The following is a 4,856-nucleotide window of genomic DNA, read 5'->3' on the forward strand; positions in this document are numbered from 1 at the left end:
GTTTTTTACAAAATATAGGCCTAAAGTCCTATAGTCTCCTCTATACTATGTAATGTATAGTATAACGTATAAAGAGGTGTTGTTGATGGATAGTCAATTGAAGAAAGGTTTGATTGAGTATTGTGTTTTGGCCTCATTAGTGGAGATCGATTCCTACGGCTATCAGATCGTCAAAGAAATTCATCCACATCTTGAGATTACCGAATCGACACTGTACCCGATCTTAAAAAGGCTGGAGACAAATAAAAAAGTCTCTACCTATTCTAAAGTCCACAATGGGCGGTTGCGAAAGTATTACCACTTAACAGATTTAGGTGTTGCCAGTATTCAAGAGTTTTTAAAAGAATGGAACGATGTCGAAGCCGTTCACTACTATATTAAAAGGAGTGTTGAAGAATGAATCGAGTGGAATTTATTAAGGAATTAAGCAATTATTTAGCTTACGAAGTTAGACCTAGCGAAGTCCATCGCTTGATTGAATATTATGACGAAATGATTTTAGATTTAATGGAGGATGGTTACTCAGAGCGAGCCGCCGTCAAAAAATTGGGAGATCCCAAGCAGTTAGCTTATGAAGCTGCAGGCATCCCTACTGAGGTCAAGGTCCCACGCCGGCTTAACTGGTTATGGATCACACTTTTGGTTTTAGGCTTCCCATTATGGGGCAGTCTGGCGTTGGCAGCATTTCTCGTTCTTTTGAGTATTGATATCGTTATCTGGTGTATTCCTTTTACGGGGGCTTGTTTGGCTGGTGGTACGATCATCGGCGGTGTCGCAGCTGCGTTCACTAGTCCCTTCGTCCTATTCGATTCGTTCTTTATGGGGGTAACACAGCTTGGTGCCGGTATGTTCTTATTCGGTTTTGGTCTGTTATGTATGTGGTTGACCTATAAATTCAGCGCGGTCTTCATGAATATGCATCGCCGCTTGATGAACGTCATTCGTCGCAACATTTTCCAACGAAAGGTGGTCCAAGTATGAGATCAAAACTTTTGATACCCAAACTCGCTACGTATTTAATTGGTGCCGGAATTTTTTTGATGCTGTTGGGATATGCACTATCCGGTTTTTCACCTAGCAGCTATCGAATGGACTATGATGAGCGTCATTGGTACGATGTCGTTGGCTTTTATATTGATGATTAAAAAGAAAGAATCCTTTCGTATATGCGAAGAGGATTCTTTCTTTTTTTGTGGAAATTATTTTAATCGTCAAGTTTAATATTTTTAGCAGTGTTCTCCACTTCGGTCAATGGATCAAAATCTGCTCCAGTCTCCATGATCCGATAGCTGAATCTGACAGTGTCGCTCAACTCATAAATGACATAGAATGTTGTGTCGGCGGCATCTTCGTCATAATGATAAGTCACATAAGTGTACTTATAGCCCTCCGCTTCACCAGTTTTTTGGGTGACGTCTTTTGCTTCTGAACTCTCCAGCTCCGTCATTTCTTCCGCTAATTGATTGAGTGCCGGAACAGGCTGCATATAAATATACAAGCTTTCGTCTTCTTCATACTCTTTTGCGTATTTTTCTTCAAGCGCCTCATCATAAAGGTGATACGCGATTTCCCGATCATCCTTGTCCTTTAGTAAGTAAAAACAAGGAATCGCTTTTTCGGCAATGGTCAAATCCTTTACTGTTGTGTCCGGTGAATCAGACCATTCTTTCAATGAACCGTACGACTCGCCAATATATCCGTACATTTCACAGTCCATCGAACTGTCTACATTGAAGTGCATATACTGCTTGTAATCTCCCGCCGTCGTTTTTTCACCAGGAAAGCCGCCTTTTTTGACTTCGCCTGTACTAAAAACTAAAGCCGTTTTCCCGTCGGATGTTTTGAACTTGCCTCCATCTGTCGAATTATTGGTTTTGGCTTTACTGCTGGTGCTCGTCTGATCCTTTCCAGCATCATCGGTTTCGCTTTTGTTGCTTCCGCACGAAGCCAATAAAAAAGTACTGACCACCAAAAGTAGCAATGTCACCTTTTTCATAATATCCCCCTCACTTTTTTCTAAATTATATCACGAATAAACAAAAAAATAATATCGCTTTCAATTTCGTATTTAATAGTGAGGTCGCTTTTATTGATGTTAATCTGAATAATTAGCATTGTTAATTACTTAATCTGCGGTCCATTTATACCTGAAGCATGCTACACTAGCATCAAATAAAGTCAAAGAGGTGAAGCTCATGGAAACAATTCACTTGATTCAGCCCCAAGAAAGTCATGAAGCCGCGGTCCAAGATTACATAGAGGAACATTTTTCCTTAGGCGAGGATTCTCTTCACGGCTCCTCATTATTGACCGAGATGGAAAGCTACAGCGCTTGGTTGAGCCATTTGACCAAACAGTCCGACAAAGCGACCGTCCCCTCTGATTGGGTCGTCTCTACTACCCTGCTTGCAATTCGCAAAAAGGATCAAAAAATTATTGGCACGATCGATATTCGACATGAGCTGAACGAATTTTTACTGGAATTCGGCGGTCATATTGGTTTTGGCGTGCGCCCGAGTGAACGTGGAAAAGGCAATGCCTCAGAGATGCTGCGTTTAGGACTGGATTATTGCAAAATACTGGGCCTTGAAAAAGTGATGGTTGCCTGTTACAAGGAAAATATAGCTTCTGCGCGAACCATTCGCAAAAATGGCGGCGTTCTGGAAAGAGAATTTAGCCACGATGATGGAAAAGAGGTTCAAGTTTATTGGATCAATTTGTTGGATAAGAGATAGTTTCCAACTGATTAGGATGCTAAAATAAGAGAAAGAGGATCTCGGAGAAAGGACACGATATTAAATGAATGCCACGCTAAAAAATCACGATTACTCGTTTCGCAAGCTGCAACAAGCAAATTTTCACGATATGACCTTTGAACGCGTCGATTTTTCCAATGCCGATTTGGCCGGAGCGAATTTAAGTAATTGCCTATGTATCGATTGCGATTTTTCAGAAGCGATTTTAAGAGATGCTTCTTTACAAGGTACGGACTTTCAAGGCTGCAGTTTGCGCGGCGCAGATATTTCTGGGGCGAATTTGTTTTTTGCTATGCTGGAGCATGCTGACCTGACCGATATCATCCATGATGAACGGACCCAATTTTTTGAACTTTACTGCCCTGCTGAAGGGCCTTTCGTTGGTTACAAAAAATGCTTTGATTATCGGATCGTTCAATTGCTGATCCCAGCAGATGCCCGCAGAACCTCTGCGACGAATACCTGCTGCCGCTGCGACAAAGCTAAAGTTTTAAGCATCAAGGATATGTATACCAATGAAGACTATGACGAAGCGGTCTCGTATGTTGACGGCGATTTTGTTTATCGCGTGGGTGAATATGTGGTAGCAGAAAATTTCAATCCCAATCGCTGGGCGGATTCCACTGGCGGGATTCATTTCTGGCTGACCCGCAAAGAAGCTGAAGGTTATATGTAAAACAACGCCCTCTCCATTGAACGTAATGGAGAGGGCGTTATTAGTTTTTTATTAATCCTTTTTATTCATTTTTTCTTGAAAATAATCCAACGTCAATCCTTTGATATCCGTTAAACGTAAAATTTCTTGCAAGGAGTCATATTCCTCATACAGCTTCTTCTTTTCTTTATCCAGCTCATAGTCGGTAACGATTCCTGACATAGTCGGCGCATTAAACATTTTGGCCGAGATCGTTCGATGAACCCCGTCATTTTGCAGGATATAACAATCATCCTCTTTATAATAATTAAAGCGAAGTGGAGATGAACCTTCGAAGTTAAACTCGCCAGAATAAAATGCCAGCTGAAAGGTCAAGCCATGTTCCTTCAATGATGTTAAATTAGCATCGATTTTTTTTTCATCTCTTCCTTCCGTCGTTCTTCCCATAAAGAGGTCATAAACCGATTTTCCCACGACCGTCCCATCCGTTTTTAACGCGATGATTTTCTGGATAGGGATATTTTTACTTAGGTGTTCACTGTTTTCTACTTTGTTGTAATAATTTTCTATATGGGTATCTTGAAAAAAATTTCTTCTCTGTGACTGAATATGCTCTAAACTGATCCCAGCCTCTAGCATGATTTCCGTAGCCTTCTTCTCAAAATCTGTTGTCATGTCATCATAAGCCCCTTTCAACGTGGTACCAGACCTTATCACTTAGCTCTCAGTGATAAAATCCCAATGGAAAAAGACAATACACCCGCAACTTTCTTGGTTGCAGGTGCTGGTGTAGCCGACTATTCAAGTACTACTCATCATTTTGGTGCTTTTCTCCAATTGATGGGCCGATATTTTGTTCAATCGGTTCTACCTGCTTTTTTAACAAAAGCAATACAGCTCTGCGCTTATCCTAAGCTGCCGTCTAAGCAAATTTTTGCTTTTCCCAGTCCATGTAAAACAATGTTTCTGTCATTTTCTTTGAATTCAGCTTACGCACTTCACGTGGAATAAATTGATGGATTTCATCTTCGTTAAAACCGATTTGCAATTTAGTTTCGTCTATCACGATCGGACGTTTTAGTAGACCTGGGTTTTCTTCGATAATTCCGACTAATTCATTGAAAGACAAATCATTGAGATCAAAATCAAATTTCTGATAGACCTTTGAGCGTGTCGCGATGATGTCTTCTGTACCATTTTCAGTCAAGGAAAGAATTTCTTTAAGCTCCCTTTTTGTTAGCGGATCAGTAATAATATTTCTTTCTTCAAAATCCAAACTTTGTTCTTCTAACCATGCTTTCGCTTTTCTGCAGGAATTGCAACTAGCCGAGCCGTATAATTTAATCATTTTCAAAACACCTTTCCGATAAGTTCATTCTTTTAAATACTCTGTGTTATTCTACAAATATTACGATACAGCACTTATCATCCCTTGTTAATCTAAT

8 protein-coding genes are annotated in these 4,856 nt (G+C 40.4%); 5 read left to right on the plus strand and 3 right to left on the minus strand.

All coding sequences use genetic code 11. The annotated features are described in order from the left end of the window. Window positions 1–85: 85 nt before the first annotated feature. Genes A5875_RS20005 through A5875_RS23860 form a run of 3 tightly spaced genes read left to right on the plus strand, consistent with a single transcriptional unit; the run spans window position 86 to window position 1,145 of the window. On the plus strand, window positions 86–400 hold the full coding sequence (locus tag A5875_RS20005) for a PadR family transcriptional regulator (RefSeq protein WP_088935324.1): 315 nt from the start codon (window positions 86–88) through the stop codon (window positions 398–400). Next, window positions 397–981 (plus strand): DUF1700 domain-containing protein, encoded by a 585-nt coding sequence (locus A5875_RS20010; RefSeq protein WP_088935325.1) that lies wholly within the window; start codon window positions 397–399, stop codon window positions 979–981. Before A5875_RS20005 ends, A5875_RS20010 begins: the two co-directional genes overlap by 4 nt. Beyond that, entirely contained in the window at window positions 978–1,145 is a 168-nt protein-coding gene (locus A5875_RS23860; protein ID WP_176244763.1) for a hypothetical protein, read from the plus strand. Before A5875_RS20010 ends, A5875_RS23860 begins: the two co-directional genes overlap by 4 nt. A gap of 59 nt (window positions 1,146–1,204) precedes the next feature. Here the strand turns inward: A5875_RS23860 and A5875_RS20015 are convergent, their stop codons facing one another. Next, entirely contained in the window at window positions 1,205–1,996 is a 792-nt protein-coding gene (locus tag A5875_RS20015; protein ID WP_088935326.1) for a hypothetical protein, read from the minus strand. 199 nt (window positions 1,997–2,195) lie between these two features. Between A5875_RS20015 and A5875_RS20020 the strand changes: the two genes are divergently transcribed. Both A5875_RS20020 and A5875_RS20025 read left to right on the plus strand, forming a co-directional pair. Next, complete coding sequence (locus tag A5875_RS20020; protein ID WP_088935327.1) at window positions 2,196–2,735, plus strand: GNAT family N-acetyltransferase; 540 nt, start codon at window positions 2,196–2,198, stop codon at window positions 2,733–2,735. A gap of 64 nt (window positions 2,736–2,799) precedes the next feature. Then, window positions 2,800–3,432 (plus strand): pentapeptide repeat-containing protein, encoded by a 633-nt coding sequence (locus A5875_RS20025; protein ID WP_088935328.1) that lies wholly within the window; start codon window positions 2,800–2,802, stop codon window positions 3,430–3,432. A gap of 51 nt (window positions 3,433–3,483) precedes the next feature. On the opposite strand, the gene A5875_RS20030 is transcribed toward A5875_RS20025, so the two are convergent. Together A5875_RS20030 and spx are read right to left on the minus strand one after the other, a co-directional pair. Then, complete coding sequence (locus tag A5875_RS20030) at window positions 3,484–4,086, minus strand: hypothetical protein (protein WP_088935329.1); 603 nt, start codon at window positions 4,084–4,086, stop codon at window positions 3,484–3,486. A 247-nt stretch (window positions 4,087–4,333) separates the two neighbouring features. Then, entirely contained in the window at window positions 4,334–4,759 is a 426-nt protein-coding gene (gene spx / locus A5875_RS20035) for a transcriptional regulator Spx (protein ID WP_088935330.1), read from the minus strand. Between the last annotated feature and the right edge of the window lie 97 nt (window positions 4,760–4,856).

The organism is Enterococcus sp. 3H8_DIV0648, from assembly GCF_002140655.1.
Lineage (GTDB): Bacteria > Bacillota > Bacilli > Lactobacillales > Enterococcaceae > Enterococcus_A > Enterococcus_A hulanensis.

Bases quoted from the DNA above. Each gene is read 5' to 3' on its own strand.
- A5875_RS20025 (WP_088935328.1), top strand. From the start codon at position 2,800: ATGAATGCCACGCTAAAAAATCACGATTACTCGTTTCGCAAGCTGCAA.
- A5875_RS20010 (WP_088935325.1), top strand. From the start codon at position 397: ATGAATCGAGTGGAATTTATTAAGGAATTAAGCAATTATTTAGCTTAC.
- A5875_RS20015 (WP_088935326.1), bottom strand. From the start codon at position 1,996: ATGAAAAAGGTGACATTGCTACTTTTGGTGGTCAGTACTTTTTTATTG.
- spx (WP_088935330.1), bottom strand. From the start codon at position 4,759: ATGATTAAATTATACGGCTCGGCTAGTTGCAATTCCTGCAGAAAAGCG.
- A5875_RS20005 (WP_088935324.1), top strand. From the start codon at position 86: ATGGATAGTCAATTGAAGAAAGGTTTGATTGAGTATTGTGTTTTGGCC.
- A5875_RS23860 (WP_176244763.1), top strand. From the start codon at position 978: ATGAGATCAAAACTTTTGATACCCAAACTCGCTACGTATTTAATTGGT.
- A5875_RS20030 (WP_088935329.1), bottom strand. From the start codon at position 4,086: ATGACAACAGATTTTGAGAAGAAGGCTACGGAAATCATGCTAGAGGCT.
- A5875_RS20020 (WP_088935327.1), top strand. From the start codon at position 2,196: ATGGAAACAATTCACTTGATTCAGCCCCAAGAAAGTCATGAAGCCGCG.